The sequence below is a fragment of the Candidatus Halobonum tyrrellensis G22 genome (genome assembly GCF_000495475.1).
In the GTDB taxonomy this organism is placed as follows: domain Archaea; phylum Halobacteriota; class Halobacteria; order Halobacteriales; family Haloferacaceae; genus Halobonum; species Halobonum tyrrellense.
The window spans coordinates 63,813-84,014 of sequence record NZ_ASGZ01000034.1 but is presented as its reverse complement, the minus strand read 5'-3'; the positions used below and the strand labels follow the sequence as shown (position 1 = coordinate 84,014).

Sequence of the window (20,202 nt, the reverse complement as noted above, 5' to 3'; positions counted from 1 at the left end):
CCCGCGCACGTCGCCCACGCGCACGCCGAGTCCGACGACCGCGAGTCGGGGGGACGCGCCGGCGACGACGGGGACGGGCGACGCGACGACGGCGGCGTCCGGTCCGGGGTTCGGCGCGCTCGCGGCCGTCTTCGGCGTCGGCGCGGCCGCGTGGCGCGCGCTCCGGGGCGGTCGTGGTCGACAGTGACACACATTCGTTCGCGGCCGACGACGGCGGGGTGAACCGCAAGCTTTCAACGTATCCGCCACCAAGGCGGACGCATGAACGACCTCGCGGAACGCGTCGAGGAGTGGATGGTCGGACAGATGCCGATCATCCAGAATCACGGCGGCACCAGCGTCGTGCGCGAGGCGGACGCCGAAACCGGGGTGGTCGTGGTCGAACTCGGCGGGACCTGTTCCGGCTGCGGCATCTCGAACATCACCGCCCAGAACATCAAGCGCGACCTGATCATGGACTTCGACGAGGTGGACGACGTGCAGGTGAAGGTGCCGTCCACCGGCGACACGGGGTCGAGCACCGTCGAAGGCGGCCGCGGCGGCGACCTCCAGTTCTCCAACGAGTCCGCCGACCACTTCTGACCGGGCGCGCGGCCGCGCCGGCGTCGATCACTCGACGCCGCGTTCGGCGTCGATGCGTCACCCCCAGCCACCGATTACTGGACGCACGTAACATCTCTCCGGAGACGGTTGCCCGATCCGCGCGGATACGATCTCCGGTGGAGATAATACACCTTATACCGGCCTAGGTCGACCATACCTAAACTTTATCCGGGATTTGGACAATGGTTCGTACGCAATGCACGATAGAATCGAAACGTTCGGTCGGGCGCGCGGATCCGGCGCCCCGTCACGCCACGAGCGGGCGTCGCCGCGCGGTCGACCGGACGCGACCGTCGCGGTCGAGGGGGTGACCGGTCGGTAGCGGGACGCGCGAACCGCCACGACACTGTACTGCGACCGGCCGGCGCCGACGGTCGCCGGTCAGGTCGCCGCCGCTCCCCGCCCGTCACCACGGGGGGTTCCGTGTGAGGGGGACGCCCGTTCCGCCGCGGGCGTGCCCCGCTATCTCACGCCGTCACGCCGATACGACGGTGATCACCTGTTTTCTGTCGATCGCGTCCTCGAGTTCCTCGGCGATGGCCGACCCGCGCGAGACCTGGATGTCGCCGCCGCGGCCGACCGTCGCGGTGAAGAGGTACTCGTCGTCCGCACGCACCTCGACCGTCTCGCCGACGTGTTCGTCCATCCGGATCACGACGTGCCGGCTGGTGATCTCCGGTTGGACGACCGTCCCCTGCGGCTGGGGGGTCGACGCCGGACTCCCGCCGTCGGCGCTGCCGGTTCCGCCGCCGTCGAACCCGCTCGACGGCTTGTCGGCGTGGGTCCGCACGTCGATGGAGAGGCCGAGGCGGTCTTCGATGTCGGAGATGCGCCCGCCGCCCTTGCCGATCACGTAGCTGATGTCGTCCTCCTCGACGTAGACGACCGCCTCGTTCTGTCCCTGGAGGTCCACCTCGACGTGCCCGCGCGCGACCGACCGGATCTCGCGTTCGATCTCCTTGCGCGCGAGGCGGCTCACGCCGGTGTCGCCGCCGTCGCCCTCGTCGAGCGGCACCGTGACGACCTGGTTGTTGAACGTGTATATCTCGTACTCCGGGCGGCCGGTCTCGAAGTCGACCACCTGTATGACGGGGCGCGAGAGGTCCTCGGCGGTCAGCCCCTCGGGCACCTTCACCTGCGTGGTCACGTCGTACACCGTGTCGACCTCCCCCGCCTCGATGAACACGACGGTGTCGACCACCTGCGGGATCATCCCGAGTTCGACCCGGCCGACCAGCCGCTGGAGCGCGTCGATCGCGCGGGTGGCGTGGGTGACGCCCACCATGCCGACGCCCGCGAGCCGCATGTCCGCGAACACCTCGAAGTCGTGGGTCTTGCGCACCTCGTCGTAGATGGTGTAGTCCGGCCGGACCAGGAGTAGCGAGTCGGCGGTGTTGGCCATGTCGCCGCCGAGGGCGGTGTACTGGGTGATGTCGTCGCTCACCTGGAGGTCGCGCGGCTTCTCCATCGTCTTGACCGCGTAGTCGTTGTCGTTGAGGAACTCCGCGACCGCCTGCGCGAACGTCGACTTGCCCGCGCCGGGTGCCCCCGATATGAGGACCCCCCGCTGGCGCTCGAGGAACCGGTCGCGGAGTTCGTCCGCGAACTCGTAGTCGTCGAGCGTCGTCACCGCGACCGGCCGGACGGCGGTGATCTCGATCCCGTCGGAGAACGGCGGCCGCGCCACCGCGATCCGGTAGTTGCGGTACTGGACGATCGTCATCCCGGGCTCGGAGAGTTCGATGAACCCCTGGTTGGAGGTCCGGGCGGTCGTCTCCACGTCGTCGGCCCACGCCGCCATCTGCTCCTCGCTCGACGGCCCGTCGGCGTCGTCGACCGGGCCGTAGTGCATCTCGCCGATGCCGCCGCGTTTGGCCTTCGGGACGGTGCCGGTCTTGAGGTGGATCGACATGGTGTCGTCGGTGAAGAACGACTCGATCTCCAGCCCCTCGTCCGTGGTCCCGCGGACGTCGGGTTCGACGTACTCCACGTCGAGTCCGGTCGCCTTCGCCGTCTCGGCTTGGACGTAGTCGCTCGTGAGCAGCGTCGCGTCGTTGTCGACCGCCAGGTCGCGGATCAGCGCGTCGATGTCGCCCTCGCCCGCGCCCTGCTGTTCGGCCGCGGAGGGCCGCCGGCCGACGAACTCCGCGTCGACGACGCCGTCGGCCGCGAGTTCGGCCACCCGCTGGAGTTCGGCGATGCCGTCCCAGCCGGTCTCGCGCCCCTCGTTCGCCTGCGCCTCCAACTCGGCGACCACCGCCTCGGGGACGAACAGGGTCCCCCCCTCTAGCGAGCCACCCTCGACGCGGTCCGACACGCGGCCGTCGATGACCACGCTCGTGTCCGGCACGACGTTCATATCTACCCTGCGGGCGGGCCACGCATAAAATCGGCGTGTACGGACGGTCGCCAGCCGCTCGGCGTCGCTCTCGGCGGCGAGCGGTCCGGACGGAGCGCCGTCGTCTCCCGCTGTCCGTGTGCGCGCATGCAAGCAGAACGACTTGGGGCGTGTCGGCGCAACGACTCGTCGGATGTTCTACCACGACGACGAACTCCAGTTCGAGGTCGAAGTCGAGGATCCGGACCCCCGGTACGCGAAGATGCTCCAGCAGGCGCTGGGCGGTCAGGAGGGCGAGATGCGGGTCGCGCTCCAGTACATGTTCCAGGCGTTCGCGATCCCGAAAGAGAAGAACGAGGTGCGCCAGTTCCTGATGGAGACCGCGACCGAGGAACTCGGCCACATCGAGATGATCGCGACCGCCATCTCGAAGAACCTCCAGAACGCCTCGGACGAGGCGCGCCGCGAGGCCCGCGAGAGCGACCCGATGATCGCCGAGATGATGCGCTCGGGCCAGCCCCGGCAGGCGCTGTCGGCCGGCCTCCACGCGATGCCCGTCGACGCGAACGGCAACCCCTTCACGGGTAACTTCGTGGTCGCGTCGGGCAACCTCGCCGCCGACATGTACGCCAACGTGATGGCGGAGTCGACCGGTCGCCTGCTCGCCACCCGGCTGTACGAGATGACCGACGACCCGGGCATGGAGCAGATGTGGGAGTACAACATCGCGCGCGACACGATGCACCAGAACCAGTGGCACGCCGCACTCGAGGACCTCGGCGAGCACCGCCCGGTCCCCAACAGCTTCGACCAGAGCAAGGAGAACCAGGAGTACAACTACACGTTCATGTCGACGTACAAGGACGAGCGCGACGACCCCAAGCAGCCGTGGACCAGCGGTGAGTCGCCCGACGGCAAGAGCGAGTTCACCTACACGCCGCGCCAGCCCGGCGGCGGTCAGCCCGACCTCGACGAGATGATCGACGAGATGTACAACGAGGTCAACTGAGGCGGCCGACGACTCGACCGACCGCTCGAACCGCGCCCCCGTCTCGTCGGTCCGTCCCTCCCCTCCGTCGTGGTGTCCGAACGGGGGCTCAGTCGGCGTCGGCGTCCGCCCGCGCCGCTGTCGGCGTCGCCTTCTCGACCGCGATCCACCCCGCCGCCACGAGCGCGAGGCTCGCGACCAGCCAGCCGAGGTCGTACGCGTCGAGCACCGGGTACGTCGCGTGGTGCAGTCCCAACAGCGCGTGGTCGACCACCACGTCGAACAGGTTCCACGCGCCCAGCCCCACGACGGCGGCGCCACCGACGGCGCTCGCGGCGGGCGGCCGCTCGGGGTCGGCCGCGACCAGCGCCGACCAGAGTTTCACGCCGCCGACGCAGACCACGAGCAGCATCGCGAGCGAGAACACGCCGTCCGCGAACACGTTGGTCCGCAGCCCCGACAGCGTGGTCGGGTCGACGTACCCCGAGACCAGGTGGTGGGTGCGGAGGATCTGGTGGAACAGGATCACGTCGAGCAGGCCGCCGAACCCCACGCCGAGCGTCGCGGCGGCGAGGAGCGTCGACCGCTCGGCGGTCGGGCGCACGGTCGTCCCCCCCGGGTCGGGTCGGCCGCCGTCCGACGCGGTCATCCCTCGCGGTCGTCGGGGCTCTCGTGTTCCCGCTCCTCCCACTCCTCGTCGTCGACCGCGGTGTCGTCGGCGGGGTCGTCGTCCGCGGCGGTGTCGTCCTCGGGGTCGTCCTCCTCCTCGCCGAGGGCCGTGTCGTCCTCCGGGTCCTCGTCCTCGGGATCGTCCGGGTCGTCGTCGCGGTGTTCGTCCCACTCGTCGCCGTCGACCGCGGTGTCGTCGGCGGGGTCGTGGTCGTCGTCGGCGGCGGTGTCGTCGGTCGCGTCGTGTCCGCTCGGGTCGTCCGACATGGTTCACCCGAGAGACGCCGCCCAGCCGCAAGTCGTTCCTGCGCGTACACGCAAGCCGGCCCGCCGTCGGCCGCCGCTCCCGACCCGCGGAACCCGACCGGGTTTATGCCTCACCTGGCCCACCGACGGGTGTGAGCGACGCCGCACCCGACGGAGTCGACGAGGAGCTCGTGGAGTTGACCCGCGAGTTGGTCTCGATCCCGAGCCACGACGACGAGACGGCGGCGGGCGACGCCATCGAGGCGTGGCTCCGCGCCGAGACGGACGCGGAGGTGACCCGCGACGACGCGGGCAACGTGGTCGCGCGCCGCGGCGACGCCGACGCCCCGGCGCTCGCGCTGGTGGGCCACCACGACGTGGTGCCGCCGGGCGACCCCCAGACGGACGACGGGGAGTACGTCGTCGAACGGCGCGACGGCCGGGTGTACGGCCGCGGAACCGCCGACATGAAGGGGTCGGTCGCGGCCGCGATGGTGGCGTTTCGCGACGCCGACCCCGACTGCGAACTCGTCTTCGCGTCGTTCGTCGGCGAGGAGGTGGGCGGCGTCGGCGCGCGCGCGGCCATCGACGACGGGTTCGCCCCGGAGTACGCCCTCGTCGCGGAGGGGTCGACCGACTACTCGAAACCCGGCGTGACCGACGTGGTGGTCGCCCACCGCGGCCGGCGCGCGAGCACGCTCCGGGTCGCCGGCGAGAGCGCGCACGCCAGCCGGCCCGCGGAGGGGCAGAACGCTGTCTACCGCGCGTGTGACGCGGTCGACGTGGTCCGGGAACTGGAGTTCCCCGAGACCGAGGTGATGGGCGAACCCGTCCGCGGGAGCGTCGCGGTGACGGAGATAGACGGCGGGAGCGCGTGGAACGTCGTCCCCGACCGGTGTACCGTCACGGTCGACGAGCGCACGGTTCCGGGGTCGTACGCGCCGCTCGAACGGACCGAGGACGTCGACGGCGTCACCTGGGAGGTCGACCAGGACCTCCCGCCGATGGCGTGTGACGACGACGCGTTCGCCGACGCCGCGCTGGCGGCGGCGCGGGCGGCGCAGGCGGGCGACCCCGAACACGTGGTCAAGCCCCACGCCACCGACGCGGGGTGGCTCTCGGAGGCGGGCACGACCTGCGTGGTCTGCGGGGCGTCGGAACCGGGCGAGGCGCACACCGACACCGAGAGCGTCTCCGTCGACGTGCTCGGGCGGTGTTACCGCACGTACCGCGGGCTGGCGGAGGACGCGTCGGCGTTCGCCGACTGAGTCGCGCGGGCCGGCCGGGCGGCCGTCCGCACGCCGACCGCCCGCGCGCGTACCGGGCCGACCGGCCGGGAGCGGTCGTTTGAAGGCCGCCGGGGGGTAACCCCGGACGATGGCTACCGACGCCGACACCGACGCGGAGACCGGGACGGTCGACGCGTACGACGAACTGACCGACCGGCTCGAACGCCTGACCGCCGTCCAGGGCGCCAGCGGCGTGTTGAGCTGGGACCAGCAGGTGACGATGCCGGAGGGCGGCACGCCCGCCCGGTCGAAACAGCTCTCGGTGCTGTCGTCGGTGAGCCACGAGATGCTCACCGACGACCGGACCGCGGAACTGCTCGACGCCTGCGAGGGGAGCGACCTGACCGGCCAAGAGGAGGCGGTGGTCCGCGAGACCCGCCGCGAGTACGAGCGCGCGGCGGCCGTGCCGGGGGAACTGGTCGAGGAGATATCCAGCACCTCCTCGGAGGCGCTCGGCGCGTGGGAGGAGGCACGGGAGAACGACGACTTCGAGACGTTCGCCCCCTACCTCGAGGACCTCGTCGAGTTGAAGCGGGAGTACGCCGAACAGATCGACCCCGACCGCGACCCGTACGCGGTGCTGTTCGAGGACTACGAGCCGTGTCTGCCGCTGTCGCAGGCCGAGGAGATCCTCGATACGCTCAAGGAGACGCTCGTGCCGATGATCGACGAGATCCGCGAGAGCGACGCCGACGTGACCACCGACGCGTTCGAGGGGACGTTCGACGCCGACGAGCAGGAGGCGCTCTCGCGTGACGTGCTCACGGACCTGGGGTACGACTGGGAGCACGGACGGCTCGACGTGTCGAGTCACCCGTTCACCTCGGGCAACCAGTTCGACTGCCGCGTGACGACGCGGTTCGACGAGTCCGACCCGCTGGGCGCGCTGATGTCGACGGTCCACGAGTTCGGCCACGCGTTCTACAACCTCGGGCTGCCCCGCGAGCAGTTCGGCACGCCGCTCGGCGAGTCGCGCGACCTGTCGGTCCACGAGAGCCAGTCGCGGCTCTGGGAGAACCAGGTGGGCCGCTCGGCGGCGTTCTGGGAGCACGTCCTGCCGACGGTGCGCGAGCAGTTCCCCGACGTCGACGCCAGCGCCGAGGAGGCGTACGAGTCGGCCAACCAGGTGTACGAGGACAACCTCATCCGCGTCGAGGCGGACGAACTCACCTACCACCTCCACATCGTCATCCGCTTCGAGATAGAGCGCGCGCTGATCGCGGGCGACCTCGACGTGGCGGACGTGCCCGAGGCGTGGAACGACAAGTACGAGGAGTACCTCGGGCTCCGACCCGACACCGATAGCGAGGGCTGTCTCCAGGACATCCACTGGAGCCACGGCAACTTCGGCTACTTCCCCACCTACTCGCTGGGGTCCGTACTCGCCACCCAGTTGTACGACGCCGCGGACGACGACATCGACGACCTGGAGGGGGACGTTCGGAACGGCGAGTTCGGCGCCCTCCACGACTGGCTCCGCGAGAACGTCCACCGCCACGGCGCGCGCTACGAGACGAACGAACTCGTCGAGCGCGCGACCGGCGAGCCGTTCGGCGCCGACCACTTCGTCGAGTACGTCCGCGAGAAGTACGGCGACCTCTACGACCTCGACGAGTCGGTCTGACGCGGAACCCCCGGTCTCACTCCGACTCCGCCCGGGCCGACTCCGCCCGACTGTCGACTGGACGGGCCGCCGGTCCCGACTGCAGGTCAGCGTGTGCCCGGTCGATAGCCTCCCGGAGCAGCCGACCCCGTTTCTCGCGCGACACGCCCGGCGTGACCTCGTCGCTCCAGTCGGTCGCGAGGCTCGACTTGGGCGTGAGCCGTCCGCCGAGCGACAACACTCGCGCCTCCCCTCCCCCCATGGACCACCGACGGGTCGCCGGCGTGAAAACGCCACCGGCGACTCGGGGGATCGGCCCGTTCACGCGTCGCCCTCGCCCCCGGAGGACTCGTACCGGCGGGCACCCACGACGGTCCGAACCGCGAAGGCGCCGCGACCCCGCGAACACACCGACCTGCTTTTCTCGCCCCGCGCCCCAGCCCCGTCAACCCATGCGCCGCTTCTCCGCCGACTACCTCGACCGCACGCGCCGCGGGATGTGGGAGTCGCGCGACGCGCTCGAACCGCTCTCGCTGGCCGACCGGCGGCGCGTGCTCGACGTCGGCTGCGGGACGGGCGAACTCACGCGCGTGCTCGCCGAGGAACTGGAGACGCCCGAGGCGGGGGCGAGCGCGCCCGACGCGCGCGTGGTCGGCGTCGACGCCGACACCGACCTGCTCGGGGTCGCCCGCCGGGTCGGGGCCGACCGGGAGCCGACCGGTCGCACAGCCGACTACTGCGCCGCCGACGCGCTCCGCCTGCCGTTCCCCGACGACGCGTTCGACCTCGTGGCGTGTCAGGCGCTGCTGGTCAACCTCCCCGAGCCCGCGGCCGCGCTCCGCGAGTTCGCGCGCGTCTCGTCGGAGTTGGTGGCGACGATAGAGCCGGACAACGCCGACGTGGGCGTCTCCTCGACGGTCGACCGGGAGTCGGAGTTGGAGGCGCGCCTGCGGCGGGCGTACATCGACGGCGTCGGGACGGACGTCGCGCTCGGCGACCGGCTGGCGAACCTGTTCGCCGACGCCGGCCTGTCGGACACCGAACGCCGCCGCTACCACCACGAGAAGCGGGTCGAGCCGCCCTACTCCGAGACCGACCTGGAGGCCGCCGCGCGGAAGGCCAGCGGCGCGGGGGTCGCCGACCACGAGGCGGAACTCAGGCGCGCGCTCCCGGCCGGCGAGTACGACGCGCTCCGCGGGGAGTGGCGCGCGATGGGCCGGGACGCGGTCGAACAGATCCGGCGGGAGGAGTACCGCCGGGTCGAACTCGTGCCGTTCGACGTGGTGGTCGGGCGGGTCGACGCCCCAGCGTCGGGGAGCGGCGCGTAAACGCGGCCGGACGCCCGACCCGTAGCGTCAGACCACGTCGCCGCGGACGGACGCCCCCTGCTGGCGCTCGCGGTACGCCCGCACCGCGTCGGCCGCCTCGCTCGCGACGGACTCGTCGGCGCCGAGCATCTCCAGCGCGCCCGACAGCGTCGGGAACGGCAGTTCCCCGCCCCGCAGTTTCTCCATCGTCTCCTCGGCGCGCCGGCCGTCGGCCCACAACTGGACGCCGCGGGGGTCGAGCACCTGCTCGTACGCCTCCCGCGCCATCGCACCCTTCAGCCGCTGGGTGACGTTCTCGTCGAACGGCGCGTTACACACTTCGAGGTGGATCGGCTCGTCGCCCGACGGGAGGAGGTGCGCCGCGAGACACCGCTCGGGCGCGGCGTGGCCGTTGTCGTTCGCACGGAGGTGTTCGGGGAACTCCCGCGCCCACTCCGCCGAGACGGACTTGCCGACGCCTTTGATCCCGTGCGACTCCACGAACGCCGCTTCGGCGTCCGCGTCGCCGCGCATGTGGAGGTCCTTGGTGACGTACACGTCGAGGCGGTCGACCGGGTCGAGTCCGAGCGCGACGTCGCCGTACACCCACACCTCGCGGACGGGCACCGGCATCGGCTCCGACTCCACCGTCTCCAGGAGGGTCTCCACCCGGTCGAGCGCGGCCTCGCGGTCCATACGCGTCGGTGCGCGTCCCGGGGTGAAGCGTCTTACGCGTCCGTCCCGCGGGCGGCCCCCGTGGGTTCGTCCGTCGTGGTCGGCGCCGCACCCGGTCCCGCCGCCGTCCGAAACCGTCAACCCGCCGCCCGCGCAACCCGCAGTAATGAGCTGTGACAAGTGCGGTCGGGACGCGGTGTACCACGCCGCCTACTCCGGGGCGCACCTCTGTGAGGACCACCTCCGCGCGTCGGTCGAGAAGCGCGTCCGCCGGCGGGTCCGCGAGGACGGCCTCCTCCCGGACGACGCGACCTCCGACGACCCCGAGCGCTGGGTGATCGGTCTCTCCGGCGGGAAGGACAGCGTCGCGCTCACCGCGATACTCGACGACACGTTCGCCGAGGACCCGCGCGTCGAGATGGTCGCCCTCTCCATCCACGAGGGGATCGAAGGGTACCGCGACGAGTCGCTCTCCGCCTCCGAGGAGTTGACCGAGGAACTCGGCGTGCGCCACGAGACGGTGTCGTACGCCGACGAACTCGGCGTCGAGATGGACGACGTGGTCGAGTCGGACCCCGAGAACATGGCCGCCTGCGCCTACTGCGGCGTGTTCCGCCGGGACCTCCTCGAGACCTACGCCGACGAGTTCGGCGCCGACAAACTCCTCACCGGCCACAACCTCGACGACGAGGCGCAGACCGCGCTGATGAACGTCCTGGAGGGGGACGTCGCACAGACGGCGAAACACTTCGACGCCAGCCTCGGCCCGTTCGACGAGCGGAACGAGTCGGAGTCGTTCGTCCCGCGGGCGAAACCCCTCCGGGACGTACCCGAAAAGGAGGTGGCGCTCTACTGCCGGTTCCGGGGGCTGCCCGCCCACATCACCGAGTGCCCCCACGCCAGCGAGGCGTACCGCGGGGAGATACAGCAGCTACTCCTGAAACTCGAGGAGAACCACCCCGGCACTCGCCACTCGATCATGTCCGGCTACGAGGAGTTCGCCGCCATCGCCGCCGACCGCTACCGCGGCGACGAACGCGCGGAGCTCTCGGAGTGCGAGCGCTGCGGGTCGACCACCGCCCGCGACGTCTGCCGGAAGTGCCGGCTGGTCGAGTCGATAGAGGCGGTCTGACGACGGCCCGACGGCCGACCACCCGCCGACCGCGAGAGCGAGAGGAACTGCGATAACGGGGAGACGCCGAGAGAACGGAGAGGAGCCGCGAAAACGCGCGTATACGCGACGCTCGGCTCGAACGAGTGAACGGCGGGACGCGCGCCGCCGCGGTCGGCGGCGGATGGCGCGCCCGCGAGAAGTCGGTCGAACGCGGCCGGTCGTGTCGCCGGGCGCGCTCGGTCGGTCGTGACGGGCGGTCGGCGGGCGGACCCCGAGCTACCGGATGACGTCGAGACCGTTGTTCCGGTCGGAGCGCTCGCGGCCGCCGTCGGACTGCCAGGCGGCCTCCGAGTCGGTGCCGCCGTCCGAGGCGTTCGCGCTCGCGTCGAACTCCGAGGTGCTCGCCGAGTCGGACCCGGCGTCTTCGATGCTCGCGCGGGACTTGTCGGCCTGCTTCTGCGTGCTCGGGCCGAGCACCTGCGCGCTCTGGACGCCGGTCATGATCGCCATGACGCGGACCTTCCCCTTGTACTCCTCTTGGATGCGAGCGCCCCAGATGACGTTGGCGCTCGCCTCCAGCCGTTCGGTGATGTTGTCGGCGATGCCCTCGGCCTCCTTCAGCGTGAGGTCCGGTCCTCCAGTAATGTGGACCAGCCCGCCCGAGGCGCCGCGGTAGTCGACGTCGAGCAGCGGGTGGTTCATCGCGTCGTTCACCACCTCCTGGGTCTTGTTCTTGTCCTGCGTCTCCCCGACGAGCATCACCGCGACGCCGCCCTGGTTCATGATCGTGGACATGTCCGCGTAGTCCAGGTTGATCAGGCTCGGCTGGGTGATGGTCTCGGAGATGCCCTTGACCGTCTCGGCGATGATCTGGTCCATCACCGAGAACGCCTTGCCGATCGGGAGGTTCGGGACGTAGTCGAGCAGGCGGTTGTTGTCGAGGACGATGATCGAGTCGGCCTCGTTGCGGAGTTCTTCGAGCCCCTCTTCGGCCTTCACCGTCCGGGCGCGCTCGACGTTGAACGGCGTCGACACCATGCCGACGACGATCGCGCCCTGGTCTTTGGCTATCTTCGAGACCACCGGCGCCGCGCCGGTGCCGGTGCCGCCGCCCATCCCGGCGGTGACGAACACCAGGTCGGCGTCGCCGAGGACCTCCTTGATCGTCCCCTGGGCCATCTCGGTCGCGCGCTCGCCCATCGAGGGGTCGCCGCCCGCGCCGAGCCCCTGGGTGAGCGACTTGCCCACCAGGATCTTGGTGTCGGCCTCGATCATCTTGAGGTGCTGTTTGTCGGTGTTGATCGCCACCGTCTCCGCACCCTCGACGCCGATGTTGTACAGGCGGTTGATCGTGTTGTTACCGGCGCCGCCACAGCCGACGATGACGATTCGGGGCTCCCCGAACTCGTCGTCGTCGTCCAGGTCGGCCATGTCCCGCTGTTCGGCCTCCGCGTTGTCGAGGGCGTCCTGCACGATGTCCTGCATCGTTACACCTTCGCCCAAGAGCGCTTGTTGCGCTCGCGCCGACCCTGCTCGCCGGTGGTCTCTTGTTCGTTCAGCATTTCGCGCACCGCCGAGCGAATCGCCTCGCTACGATTCGGGAACTCGCCGGTCTCGACCATCTGTTCGACCTCCTCGATCTGCTGCTTCGGAATCCGTAGTGTCACACGCTCCATATTTGTACATTCCCCCGGTAAGACGGCGAGCCACTCGCGTGGCGTCCGACGGGCACCGGCCGGGTTCCCCGTCCCGGCGATTCCCGTAAGACATCCCGTCTTACGCACCCGTATCCACAGACTCGAATTGTATAAATGTACCGGAGGTGTAAGACAAGAGCGCGCGGGTCTGTCTTACGCGTCGTCGTACCCCGGTTTCCCCCCGTCGAGCACATCGGCCGCGGGCGTCCGACGACCGCAGCCCGGACAGAACGCCCAGTCGGAGCGCACCTCGTCGCCGCAGTCGCAGAACAGCCGCCGCGACGCCTTCTCGCCGCAGTTGGGGCAGTAGACGTGGTCGTCGGACAGCGACTCGCCGCACTGCGCGCAGTCCGTCGTCGCCGCCCCGCCGGCGTGTTCGTCGGTCCGGCTCGGCGCGTCGGACGCGCCGGGGTCGTCGACGCCGTCCGGGTCCGCTCGTCCGTCGTCGGCCGCCGACCCCCGGGCGTTCGACGCGGCGTCCGCGGTCGACGCCGCCTCCACGCTCGCGGCGTCGGACGCCCCCTCGACGGTGACCGAGAGGTTCACCTCGGGCGCCGGCGCGGACGCGGTCGGGGGTCGGCAGGCGGGGGATGCGTCGAGTCGGTCGGCGAGGAGCGCGTCGAGTCGGTCGGCGACCAGCGTGTCGACCCGCCGGCGGAGGGCGTCGTCGACCGGGGCGTCGGCCACGCCGGGGTCGTCCCCGCCGGCGGGAGCGTCGGCCCCTCGGCCGCCCGCTTCCCGCCCCGTGCCGTCGAGGTACGCGCGGAGCGCGTCTCGCATGACCTCGCTCTTCGAGGCCTCGAACGCGTCGAGGCGCTCGACGAGGTCGTCGTCGGCACGGAACGTGATCTTGCTCATCACCGCGGCATAGAGTCACACATCATATCAATGTGTCCCTCCGTCCGCTCCGCGTCCGACGGCCGGCGTCTTACGCGTCCCGTCGGGCGGTCGTGATCCCCGGCGGAGGCGGTGTGGGGCGGCCGACACGGGGCCGCGTTCCGGTATCGTGTTTCACGCACGCGTGGGCATCCCACGCGTGCGACGTCCCCGCACGGTCACTCCCGACGGACGGCGCACGCACCGGGACGGCACCGGCCGAGGGCGGCGCGCGTTCGCCGGAGCCGCCGGCGTCTTACCACCGGCGGACGTACGGCGGGTATGGACCACCGCGAACTCGGCGGGGTCGGACCCGTCACCGAAGTCGGACTGGGAACGTGGAACATCGGCGGCTCGTGGGGTGACGTCTCCGACGAGGAGGGCCGCGAGGCGGTCCGGGCGGCGCTCGACGCGGGGGTCGACTTCCTCGACACCGCCGACGTGTACGGCGACGGCCGGAGCGAGAAACACATCGCGGCGGTGCTCGACGAGCGCGACGCCCACGACGAGGTGACCGTCGCCACCAAGGCCGGCCGACGGCTCGACCCCCACGAGCCGGAGGGGTACGACGCCGACAACCTCGAACGGTTCGTCGACCGCTCGCGGGAGAACCTCGGCGAGGACACGCTCGACCTGCTCCAACTCCACTGCCCGCCGACGGACGTCTACTACCGCCCCGAGACGTTCGAGGCGCTCGCCGACCTGAAGGAGCGCGGGAAGATCGACCAGTACGGCGTGAGCGTCGAGCGGGTCGAGGAGGCGCTCAAGGCGACGGAGTACCCCGGGGTCGAGACGGTGCAGATCATCTTCAACCCGTTCCGCCAGCGACCCGCCACCTCCTTTTTCGACGTGGCCGAACGGCGCGACGTGGGCGTCATCGTCCGCGTCCCGCTCGCGTCGGGACTGTTGACGGGGAGCATCGACCGCGATACGGAGTTCCCCGAGGACGACCACCGCAACTTCAACCGCGAGGGCGAGGCGTTCGACGTGGGCGAGACGTTCGCGGGCGTCCCCCTCGACGCGGGGGTCGACGCCGTCGAGGCGCTCGAACCACACGTCCCCGAGGGGATGAGCCTCGCGCAGTTCACGCTCCGGTGGATCCTCGACCACGACGCCGTCTCGACGGTGATCCCCGGGTCGACGTCGCCCGAGCACGTCGAGTCGAACGCCGCCGCGTCCGACCTCGACCCGCTGTCGCACCAGGCGCACGGCGCGACCCGCGACGTGTACGACGAGTACGTCGCCGAACACGTCCACCACCGCTGGTAGCGACGTTCGACCACCTGAAGACACTTATCGGCGCTCGCGAGATGACCGGCGTGCGCCGCCGCTCCCTCCTCGCTGGTATCGCCGGCGGACTGGCCGCTCTGACCGGGTGTACCGACACGACGACCCCCAGGTCCGGTACCGCGTCGCCGACGGCCACGCCGACGCGGCGTCCGACGGCCGACCCGGACCCCACGGCGTCGCCGCCGCCGTCCGGGACGGCCACCCGGTCGGCGGCGGCCGAGGTGACCGTCGACGAACTCGGCCTCCAGTACGGCCTGGTCGCGCCCGCCTCGCCCGACTCCATCGGAATACGCGACCCCGAGACGCCGTACGTCGTGGCGTCGGTCCGCGTCGACGGGACGCTCCCGCTCGACGCGTTCGCGCTCCGGGTCGACGACGAGTCCGTCCCGCCGACGACGCCCGACGCCCGGAGCGGGGGCGACCGCCTCTACCGGACGTCGTGGGGCGACGACGGGTGGTACGACGCGAACCGCGGGAGGGGTCTGTTGCTGTTCGAACCGCCGAGCGGCGCGGCCGAGCGAGTCCGACTCGCCTGGCCGGGCGGCGGTCGAACGCTCGGCGACGCCGCGGGCGCACGCCTCGCAGGTCCCCCCGCGTTCTCGGCGGCGGTCGACGCCCCCGAGACCCACGCGGGCACCGGGGTGCCGTCCGTGGCCGTCGAGGCGGCGAACGAAGGCGAGCGACCGGGACGGTTCGTGGGCGCGCTCAACCGCGTCGGCCCGACGGTGGCGTACACGCCCGTCGCACGGCTGACCGAACTCGTGCCGGCGGGCGAGTCGGTCCGGCTACCCGTCCCCGTCGGGTGGGGCTGGCCCGACGACGACGGCCGGGTCGGCGACGGCGACCCGGACGTGACCTACCACCTCCACTACCCCGGCGGCGAGGACTCGGCGAGCGTCCGACTGGTCGAGTCCGACTCCGGCGGGTCGGCGTAGCCGGGTCGTCCGCCCCGTCCCGGTTCGAGGCTGGTCGCCTCCGAGTTCGACCCCGGGCGTCGCACGTTCACCGAACCGGGCGACAGCCGCGACGATCAGTCCGCCGGCCGGGTTTCGTATCGCGCCATTCAGTGTATCGTCTCGGCGCGTACGGTCGACCGCTACCCGGAACCTTATGCGCGGACGGGCGCGTTCGGTGAGTCATGGCGACGAGACTGCCCGCGTTCGAGTTCGACGCGCGGCTGGCGGAGGTGCGCGGCCGCCTGGCGGACACCGAGGCCGACGCGGCGGCGTTCTTCGGCGCGACGAGCATCGAGTACCTCACCGGCTTCCACCACATCCAGACCGAGCGACCGGTCGTGCTCGCGGTGACCGACGACCGCGTGGAGATAACGGTGCCGCGGCTCGAAGTCGAACGGGTCGAGCCGAACCCGCGGGTCGACGCGGTCCACCACTACTTCGACTACCCCGGCGGCGCGCCGCTGCGGACGGCAGCAGAGATGTTAGACGGGCTGGGCGTCGCGTCGGTGGCCGCGGACGCCGACGGCGCGCCGGGCGTGATGGGGTATCGCGGGCCGTCGCTCTCGGAGTTTCTCGACGTGGAGACGCAGTCGTGGGTCGACCGGATGCGCTGGGAGAAGACCGACGCGGAGGTCGACCTGATCCGCGAGTCGGCGGAGTGGGCCAACCTCGGGCACCGCTACCTCGCCGACTACACCGAGGTCGGCGCCCACCCCGCGACGGTGAGCCAGCGGGCGTCGATGGACGCCTCCCGGGCGATGCTCGACACGCTCGGCGACCGCTACGCCGTGCGGACGCGCGGCGGCGGCCCCGTCCACGCGGGCTACATCTCGGGCGCCGAGACCGCCCTGCCGCACGGGCACACCCCGAATGAGCGACTCTCGGAGGGTGACGTGCTGGTCACCGGCGCCTCCGCGAACGTCGACGGCTACCACTCGGAGCTGGAGCGGACGATGTTCGTCGGCGACTACACCGACGAGCAGGAGCACTACTTCGAGTTGATGCTGGAGGCACAGACCGTCGCCATCGACGCGCTCGGGCCGGGCGTCCCCGTCGCCGACGTCGACCGGGCGGTGAACGACTACTTCGACGAACAGGGCGTCCGCGAGTACGCCCGCCACCACGTCGGGCACAACATCGGACTCGGCGGGCACGAGCCGCCGTACGTCGACGAGGGGTGGGGGGAGTACGACCACGTCGACGAGGGCGACGCCACGATGGCGCCGGGGCAGGTGTACACCATCGAACCCGGCATCTACACCGACGAGTACGGCTACCGCCACTCCGATACGGTCGCCATCACCGAGACGGGCACCGAGCGGCTCACGTTCTTCCCGCGGGACATCGACTCGAACGTGGTGGGCTGAGACGGGCGACCCCGGGACCAGCTTCGTTTCACCCGCCTCGCACGGAAACCGCCGTCGGACGCGTGACCGACGCCGATGAAGGGGTTTTACTCGCCGCGGACCCCACGTCCAGGTAGTGGACGAGCTATGACGGCGACGCAGAGCAACCTGGCGGGGCTGTCGCGGTTCATCTTCCGCGCGCCCTCGTGGTACACGAGCGTCGCGTTCGCGCTGTTGCTCGCGGCGGTCGCGGGCGTCGGCGCGTTCGAGACCCGCGAGGCCGAGCAGGTGTACCGGACGTTCCTGTTCGTCGGCCGCGACGCGTGGGAGGGCGTGTTCTTCATCGGCATCCCGACCGTCGTCGCCAGCTTCGGCACCGTGCTGGTCGACCAGTTCGTCGGGGGGAAGCTCACCCGGAACCGGTCGTCGCTGCTCGCGTTGGTCTGTGAGCTACTCCTGGTCGCCGCGCTCACCGTCGGCGCGACGCTCGCGTACGCCTTCCCGTCGCTCGGACAGACGTTCGTGTTCAACGTGCTCGTCATCGCGCTCGCGTCGGTGTTCGGTCTCCGCCTGCTGGTGATCATGGCCGTCTCGCGGTTGTCTTTGGCCGTCGCGGCGGTGCCCGCGAGCCTCCAGACCGCCACGGCCGCCCTGCTGTTGTTCGTCTACAGCGGCACCCTCCGGTTCATCGAGTTCGGCGGGCCGTTGGTGCGCGCGCTGCTCACGCCGTACCTCGCACGGTCGGCGGAGGCGCCCTCGGAGCTGTCGGCGATCAACCCCGACCACTTCCTCCTCCTCGGGCTGACGTGCGCGCTGTACGCCGGCGCGGTGTGGGTGTTCCTCTACACCATCGACCGGCCGTGGCGCAACTCGCTGGACGTGTCGGTGCTCGACTTCATCGGCGGGTTCATCGGCCACATCGCCGAAGGGTCGCGCGAACTGGAGGACTTCTTCGAGCAGTTGGGCGAGGAGGCGGTCGTCCCGGTCACGGTGTGTTCGTTCCGAACGCCCGGCGGCCGGGAGAAGGCGCGGTGGGTGCTCCCGATGATCCATCCCGGCCCGATGGGCGAGATCGGCGGCGGCAACCTCCCGATGCGGGTGGCCCAGAACGCCGAGGGGCTGGCGTTCCCGCCGCACGCCACCGCGGGCCACGACTTCAACCTCGTCACCGAGCGGGAGGTGTCGACGATCATCGACGCCGCCGACCGGGCGTTCGACCGGGTGTCGTACGCGCCGGGCGCGACCGAGAGCACGCACACCGCCTCGGGGGAGGCGAACGTGCTCGGGCAGGCGTTCGACGACGACGCGCTGTTGGTGTCGTCGTTCGCGCCCGCGTTCGCCGACGACGTGGAGTACGCGGTCGGACTGTCGGCCACCGCGGAGGCGCGCACCCGGGGACTCGACGACGTGCTGTTCGTCGACGCGCACAACTCCAACGACGGGCTGAGCGGACCGGACCTCGGGCACGTCACCCCGGGGTCGACCCGCTCGTTCGACCTGATGCAGGCGGCCCGCGAGGCGGGCGAGCGGCTGGCGACCGCACCCCGGGGGGACCTCTCGGTCGGCGTCGCGTGGGACCGCACGGAGTGGTCGCCCCCGGACGGTATCGGTCCGCTGGGCGTGCGCGTGATGGTGGCGTCCGTCGACCTCTCCGGTACGGCGGACGCGCCGGACGCGCCGGACGCGGCCGGTCGGAGCGGGGACGGCGCGGACGGCGAACAGACCACCGCGTACGTGCTCGTCGACGGGAACAACATGGAGCCCGGGCTGCGCGACCAACTCGTCGAGGCGGTGGTCGACGACGACGCGGTCGACGAGGCCGAGGTGATGACGACCGACACGCACGTCGTCAACACCGTCGAGGCGGACAACCAGGTGGGCGCGGCGCTCGACGTGGATGAACTGGAGGCGCTCGTGACCGGCCTGACGGCCGACGCGCTCGCGGACCGCGAGTCGGTGGAGGCGGGGATGGCGAGCGAGCGGGCCGCGGTCACCGTCTTCGGCAACGACCGCACCGAGACGCTCGCGAGCCACGCCAACGCCGCCGTCTCGATGGGCGGCGCGCTCGCGCTGTCGGTCACGCTCGCGTCGTTCGCGCTGTCAGTGCTGCTGTTCTTCGTCGCCTGAAGCCGGGCAGTCGGGGCGGGCCGGTCAAGTCCGGGGGTCGAGACCGGGGAGCGCGCGGAGGAGTCGGTCGTTGTCGTCCGGGCGCCCGACCGCGACGCGGACGTGCCCGTCGAGTCCGCGGAACGTGGTGGCGTCGCGGACGACGACGCCGCGGTCGCGGGCGTGCCGGACCACCGCCGCGGGGTCGCGCTCGCGGGTGTCGAGCAGGAGGAACGGCGCCTCGGAGGGGCCGACGCCGTAGGCTGGTTCGAGCGCCACCCGGAGCCGGTCGCGCTCGCTCCGGACCCGGTCGCGCGAGTCGGCGACGAACCCCGTCTCGCCCAGACAGTGCTCGCCGACGAGCGCCGCGGGCGTCGACAGCCCCCAGGCGGGGCGGGCGGTTTCGAGGCGGTCGCGGAGCCGACCCGCGGCGACCAGGAAGCCCGCGCGCAGGCCGGGGAGACCGAACGTCGTTCCCAGCGAGCGGGCGACCGCCACCCCCTCGGTGCCGGCCATCGAGGGGCGGTCGGCGAAGTCGAGGAACGTCTCGTCGACCACGAAGAGCGTGCCGGCGTCCCGACAGCGGTCGGCGAACGCCCGGAGGTCGGCGGCGTCGGCGGCGTCGCCGGTCGGGTTGTTCGGCGTCGCGACCACCGCGAGCGCGTGGCCCGCCGGGTCCGCGTCAAGCAGGTCGTCGTGCGGGACGAACTCGGGCGTCGCGCCGCGCATCCGGACCTCGCGGGCGTACTCGTCGAAACTCGGGGACGGGACGAGCGCGGAGTCGTCGGGTTCGAGCGCGACGTCGAACGCGAGGCGCACGCCCGCGAGTCCGCCCGCGGCGGGGACTACCCCCTCGGCCGGACAACCCACGTAGTCGGCGGCGGCCGCGCGGAACGCGGCGTAGTCGTCGGCGGGGTAGCGGTGCGACGCCGCGAGCGCGGAGTCGTACACCGCGGCGACACCCGACGGTCGGGTCGGGTTGACGGTCGCCGTGAAGTCGAGGAGGTCTGGGTCGGCCGTCCCGGCGTGTACGGCCCGTTCGACTCCGTCGAGGGCGTCGGGATCCACGCCCCACTCACGGCCCCGAAGTGTGTTAACC

General features: G+C 71.4%; 19 protein-coding genes and 1 pseudogene. 11 read left to right on the top strand and 9 right to left on the bottom strand.

Annotated elements, in window-relative coordinates:
• Together K933_RS19040 and K933_RS10605 are read left to right on the top strand one after the other, a co-directional pair.
• Positions 1-187, top strand: a pseudogene (locus K933_RS19040) (hypothetical protein); the annotation flags it as partial.
• 74 nt (positions 188-261) lie between these two features.
• Positions 262-582 carry a NifU family protein gene (locus K933_RS10605; RefSeq protein WP_023394734.1) on the top strand — a complete coding sequence of 107 codons (321 nt, stop codon included), beginning with the start codon at positions 262-264 and terminating at the stop codon, positions 580-582.
• Between the two features lie 496 nt (positions 583-1,078).
• Here K933_RS10605 and K933_RS10600 read toward each other — a convergent pair whose 3' ends face one another.
• Entirely contained in the window at positions 1,079-2,962 is a 1,884-nt protein-coding gene (locus tag K933_RS10600) for a PINc/VapC family ATPase (RefSeq protein WP_023394733.1), read from the bottom strand.
• A 172-nt stretch (positions 2,963-3,134) separates the two neighbouring features.
• On the opposite strand from K933_RS10600, the gene K933_RS10595 reads away from it, so the two are divergent.
• Positions 3,135-3,950 (top strand): manganese catalase family protein, encoded by an 816-nt coding sequence (locus tag K933_RS10595; RefSeq protein ID WP_023394732.1) that lies wholly within the window; start codon positions 3,135-3,137, stop codon positions 3,948-3,950.
• An 88-nt stretch (positions 3,951-4,038) separates the two neighbouring features.
• Here the strand turns inward: K933_RS10595 and K933_RS10590 are convergent, their stop codons facing one another.
• Together K933_RS10590 and K933_RS10585 are read right to left on the bottom strand one after the other, a co-directional pair.
• A complete protein-coding gene (locus K933_RS10590) occupies positions 4,039-4,533 on the bottom strand; it encodes a DUF2243 domain-containing protein (protein WP_049947788.1) in 495 nt (164 codons plus the stop codon).
• 41 nt (positions 4,534-4,574) lie between these two features.
• Entirely contained in the window at positions 4,575-4,865 is a 291-nt protein-coding gene (locus K933_RS10585) for a hypothetical protein (RefSeq protein ID WP_023394730.1), read from the bottom strand.
• A 131-nt stretch (positions 4,866-4,996) separates the two neighbouring features.
• On the opposite strand from K933_RS10585, the gene K933_RS10580 reads away from it, so the two are divergent.
• Both K933_RS10580 and K933_RS10575 read left to right on the top strand, forming a co-directional pair.
• A complete protein-coding gene (locus tag K933_RS10580; RefSeq protein ID WP_023394729.1) occupies positions 4,997-6,112 on the top strand; it encodes a M20 family metallopeptidase in 1,116 nt (371 codons plus the stop codon).
• A gap of 109 nt (positions 6,113-6,221) precedes the next feature.
• Positions 6,222-7,757, top strand: a complete 1,536-nt coding sequence (locus tag K933_RS10575) for a carboxypeptidase M32 (RefSeq protein WP_023394728.1) — start codon at positions 6,222-6,224, stop codon at positions 7,755-7,757.
• A 16-nt stretch (positions 7,758-7,773) separates the two neighbouring features.
• On the opposite strand, the gene K933_RS10570 is transcribed toward K933_RS10575, so the two are convergent.
• The gene (locus tag K933_RS10570; RefSeq protein ID WP_023394727.1) at positions 7,774-7,998 is read right to left on the bottom strand and encodes a hypothetical protein; all 225 of its coding nucleotides are present in this window, start codon (positions 7,996-7,998) and stop codon (positions 7,774-7,776) included.
• Positions 7,999-8,188: 190 nt separating this feature from the next.
• Between K933_RS10570 and K933_RS10565 the strand changes: the two genes are divergently transcribed.
• Positions 8,189-9,064, top strand: coding sequence for a class I SAM-dependent methyltransferase (locus K933_RS10565; RefSeq protein WP_023394726.1), 876 nt, complete (start codon positions 8,189-8,191; stop codon positions 9,062-9,064).
• Between the two features lie 27 nt (positions 9,065-9,091).
• On the opposite strand, the gene K933_RS10560 is transcribed toward K933_RS10565, so the two are convergent.
• Positions 9,092-9,739 carry a DUF7095 family protein gene (locus K933_RS10560; protein WP_023394725.1) on the bottom strand — a complete coding sequence of 216 codons (648 nt, stop codon included), beginning with the start codon at positions 9,737-9,739 and terminating at the stop codon, positions 9,092-9,094.
• Between the two features lie 145 nt (positions 9,740-9,884).
• Between K933_RS10560 and ncsA the strand changes: the two genes are divergently transcribed.
• Complete coding sequence (gene ncsA / locus K933_RS10555; RefSeq protein ID WP_023394724.1) at positions 9,885-10,850, top strand: tRNA 2-thiolation protein NcsA; 966 nt, start codon at positions 9,885-9,887, stop codon at positions 10,848-10,850.
• Positions 10,851-11,108: 258 nt separating this feature from the next.
• Here ncsA and ftsZ read toward each other — a convergent pair whose 3' ends face one another.
• The 3 genes from ftsZ to K933_RS10540 all read right to left on the bottom strand — a co-directional run bounded on the left by ftsZ (position 11,109) and on the right by K933_RS10540 (position 13,387).
• Positions 11,109-12,317 carry a cell division protein FtsZ gene (ftsZ, locus tag K933_RS10550; protein ID WP_023394723.1) on the bottom strand — a complete coding sequence of 403 codons (1,209 nt, stop codon included), beginning with the start codon at positions 12,315-12,317 and terminating at the stop codon, positions 11,109-11,111.
• A 2-nt stretch (positions 12,318-12,319) separates the two neighbouring features.
• Positions 12,320-12,508, bottom strand: coding sequence for a ribbon-helix-helix domain-containing protein (locus K933_RS10545; protein ID WP_023394722.1), 189 nt, complete (start codon positions 12,506-12,508; stop codon positions 12,320-12,322).
• Positions 12,509-12,682: 174 nt separating this feature from the next.
• A complete protein-coding gene (locus K933_RS10540; RefSeq protein WP_023394721.1) occupies positions 12,683-13,387 on the bottom strand; it encodes a double zinc ribbon domain-containing protein in 705 nt (234 codons plus the stop codon).
• A 300-nt stretch (positions 13,388-13,687) separates the two neighbouring features.
• Here K933_RS10540 and K933_RS10535 point away from each other — a divergent pair, with 300 nt between their 5' ends.
• The 4 genes from K933_RS10535 to K933_RS10520 all read left to right on the top strand — a co-directional run bounded on the left by K933_RS10535 (position 13,688) and on the right by K933_RS10520 (position 19,124).
• Positions 13,688-14,674, top strand: coding sequence for an aldo/keto reductase (locus tag K933_RS10535; protein ID WP_023394720.1), 987 nt, complete (start codon positions 13,688-13,690; stop codon positions 14,672-14,674).
• A gap of 50 nt (positions 14,675-14,724) precedes the next feature.
• Positions 14,725-15,630 carry a hypothetical protein gene (locus K933_RS10530; RefSeq protein ID WP_161631419.1) on the top strand — a complete coding sequence of 302 codons (906 nt, stop codon included), beginning with the start codon at positions 14,725-14,727 and terminating at the stop codon, positions 15,628-15,630.
• A 203-nt stretch (positions 15,631-15,833) separates the two neighbouring features.
• The gene (locus K933_RS10525) at positions 15,834-17,018 is read left to right on the top strand and encodes a M24 family metallopeptidase (RefSeq protein ID WP_023394718.1); all 1,185 of its coding nucleotides are present in this window, start codon (positions 15,834-15,836) and stop codon (positions 17,016-17,018) included.
• Between the two features lie 126 nt (positions 17,019-17,144).
• A complete protein-coding gene (locus K933_RS10520) occupies positions 17,145-19,124 on the top strand; it encodes a DUF2070 family protein (protein ID WP_023394717.1) in 1,980 nt (659 codons plus the stop codon).
• Between the two features lie 24 nt (positions 19,125-19,148).
• On the opposite strand, the gene K933_RS10515 is transcribed toward K933_RS10520, so the two are convergent.
• Positions 19,149-20,171: an aminotransferase class I/II-fold pyridoxal phosphate-dependent enzyme gene (locus K933_RS10515; protein WP_023394716.1), complete on the bottom strand. Its 1,023-nt coding sequence runs from the start codon at positions 20,169-20,171 to the stop codon at positions 19,149-19,151.
• Between the last annotated feature and the right edge of the window lie 31 nt (positions 20,172-20,202).

Excerpts from the sequence above, each read along its gene's own strand:
- K933_RS10560 (WP_023394725.1), bottom strand. The coding sequence starts at position 9,739 with ATGGACCGCGAGGCCGCGCTCGACCGGGTGGAGACCCTCCTGGAGACG.
- K933_RS10605 (WP_023394734.1), top strand. The coding sequence starts at position 262 with ATGAACGACCTCGCGGAACGCGTCGAGGAGTGGATGGTCGGACAGATG.
- K933_RS10520 (WP_023394717.1), top strand. The coding sequence starts at position 17,145 with ATGACGGCGACGCAGAGCAACCTGGCGGGGCTGTCGCGGTTCATCTTC.
- K933_RS10535 (WP_023394720.1), top strand. The coding sequence starts at position 13,688 with ATGGACCACCGCGAACTCGGCGGGGTCGGACCCGTCACCGAAGTCGGA.
- K933_RS10595 (WP_023394732.1), top strand. The coding sequence starts at position 3,135 with ATGTTCTACCACGACGACGAACTCCAGTTCGAGGTCGAAGTCGAGGAT.
- K933_RS10575 (WP_023394728.1), top strand. The coding sequence starts at position 6,222 with ATGGCTACCGACGCCGACACCGACGCGGAGACCGGGACGGTCGACGCG.
- ftsZ (WP_023394723.1), bottom strand. The coding sequence starts at position 12,317 with ATGCAGGACATCGTGCAGGACGCCCTCGACAACGCGGAGGCCGAACAG.
- K933_RS10570 (WP_023394727.1), bottom strand. The coding sequence starts at position 7,998 with ATGGGGGGAGGGGAGGCGCGAGTGTTGTCGCTCGGCGGACGGCTCACG.
- K933_RS10545 (WP_023394722.1), bottom strand. The coding sequence starts at position 12,508 with ATGGAGCGTGTGACACTACGGATTCCGAAGCAGCAGATCGAGGAGGTC.
- ncsA (WP_023394724.1), top strand. The coding sequence starts at position 9,885 with ATGAGCTGTGACAAGTGCGGTCGGGACGCGGTGTACCACGCCGCCTAC.
- K933_RS10540 (WP_023394721.1), bottom strand. The coding sequence starts at position 13,387 with ATGAGCAAGATCACGTTCCGTGCCGACGACGACCTCGTCGAGCGCCTC.
- K933_RS10565 (WP_023394726.1), top strand. The coding sequence starts at position 8,189 with ATGCGCCGCTTCTCCGCCGACTACCTCGACCGCACGCGCCGCGGGATG.
- K933_RS10525 (WP_023394718.1), top strand. The coding sequence starts at position 15,834 with ATGGCGACGAGACTGCCCGCGTTCGAGTTCGACGCGCGGCTGGCGGAG.
- K933_RS10600 (WP_023394733.1), bottom strand. The coding sequence starts at position 2,962 with ATGAACGTCGTGCCGGACACGAGCGTGGTCATCGACGGCCGCGTGTCG.
- K933_RS10585 (WP_023394730.1), bottom strand. The coding sequence starts at position 4,865 with ATGTCGGACGACCCGAGCGGACACGACGCGACCGACGACACCGCCGCC.